This window comes from Streptomyces sp. SID14478, assembly GCF_010548525.1.
In the GTDB taxonomy this organism is placed as follows: domain Bacteria; phylum Actinomycetota; class Actinomycetes; order Streptomycetales; family Streptomycetaceae; genus Streptomyces.
This window is the reverse complement of sequence record NZ_JAAGMG010000325.1, coordinates 1-1,216: the sequence shown is the minus strand read 5'-3', so window position 1 is coordinate 1,216 and position 1,216 is coordinate 1. Positions and strand designations below refer to the sequence as shown.

General features: G+C 77.1%; 1 pseudogene. It reads right to left on the bottom strand.

From position 1 onward, the window contains the following. Nucleotides 1-1,216 (bottom strand): annotated as a pseudogene (locus tag G3I40_RS10880) (hypothetical protein); the annotation flags it as partial.

Below are 1,216 nucleotides of genomic sequence, written 5' to 3'. Positions count from 1 at the left end.
TCCTGGGCGGCCCGGCGGGCGTCGCGGGAGCGCCGGTAGAGACGGGCGAGGGGGCCGTCGAAGCCGATCAGGACGCACTCGGCCGTGTCGACGATGCGGGCCAGCTCCTCGCGCAGGCGGACGGGGTCCTCGGCCGTGGCGGCAGGCCGTTCGGGCAGGGTGCGCGGGTCCGTCTGCGGCAGGCGCCAGCGGACCGCGTAACCCGGCACCGGCCAGCGGTCCAGGCGGCGGCGCAGCTTGTCCATGGCGGCGGGGACGGGCAGCCGGGCCGCCTCCGCCTCCAGGCGTTCGGCGAGGGCGGCGGTCAGGTTCAGACCGGGGTCCTGGGCGGCCTCCACCGGGTCGTCGACCCGCGCGAGGGCCCGGGCGCCGAGGCCGCCGTCGAGGTGCACCTCGCGCTCGGCCAGGTCGACCTCGTAGTACTCCCAGGCGAGGTCGGTCTCGTCGGGGGCGGTGAGGGTCAGACTGCCGTCGGGGCGTGCGTACACGAGCGCCGTGTCCGGGGTGGCGGGCGTGGGCGGGGCGCCGTCGGAGGGCAGGGGGAGGGGGCCGCGGACGGCCGGCTCGGGGGTGGGCGCGGCCAGCAGGTGGAAGGGGGCGGCCGCCTCGGCGCCGTCGAACTCCTCCACCGTCGCGGCCAGGATGACGAGTCCTTCCGGCTGGTCGAGGGTGACCCGGGCGAGGACCGAGGCGTCGGGGGGAGGCCCGGTGCCGGGGAGTCCGGCGGGGCGGCCGAAGAAGTCCCGGAGGGTGTCGGCGAACATCCGGTGGTCGATCGGGTTCCGCATGAGGGGCAACGCGTCCAGGAGTGCGGTCAGTTGGGCGGTGAGAGGGGAGGGGGCGGCCTCCTCGGGGGTCTCGGCCGGGGGGCTCTCAGGGGTCTCGGCCGGAGGACTGTCCGCGCTGTCGTCCGGGGCGGTGTCCGGGGTGTCGCTCAAGGAGGTGTCCGGGGTGTCGTCCGGGGTGAGGAGGCGGGCGAACATGTCGGCGTCGGCGGGGAGTTGGGTGGCGCGGACCGCTTCGAGCACCGTACTGACGCCCGTCGGCGTGTTCAGGGCCGCGGACGCCAGGTCCGGGATGTGCTGCAGGTCGACGGGGGTCCCCGGAACCTGCGCACGGCCGAGCCGTTCGGACAGGAGCCGGGCCAGGGCGAGGCGGCGCCCGGGGTCCGCGGCGGCGGCGAGCTGCCGCAGCGCCGCGGTGAGCCGGTGCTGCC